The 268-nt window shown below is 59.7% G+C and carries 1 pseudogene; it reads right to left on the reverse strand.

Features of this window, described 5'->3' with window-relative positions:
- Nucleotides 1-76 precede the first annotated feature (76 nt).
- Nucleotides 77-268: pseudogene (locus R6258_RS18815) on the reverse strand (sulfate adenylyltransferase small subunit); the annotation flags it as partial.

The raw sequence follows: 268 nt of genomic DNA on the forward strand, positions 1-268 counted from the left end.
CGTAGCTCGTAGCTCGTAGCTCGTAGCTCGTAGCTCGTAGCTCGTAGCTCGTAGCTCGTAGCTCGTAGCTCGTAGCTTAGAAGTATCCTTCACGTTTTTTCCGTTCCATCGACCCCGCTTGGTCGTGATCGATGGCGCGGCCACTGCGTTCACTGGTGCGGGTCAGCAGCATCTCCTGGATGATCTCGGGTAGCGTGGCGGCCTTGGATTCCACCGCCCCGGTCAGCGGGTAGCAGCCCAGCGTGCGAAAACGCACCCACTTCTCTTC

The sequence above is a fragment of the Halomonas sp. HP20-15 genome, assembly GCF_033446685.1.
In the GTDB taxonomy this organism is placed as follows: domain Bacteria; phylum Pseudomonadota; class Gammaproteobacteria; order Pseudomonadales; family Halomonadaceae; genus Modicisalibacter.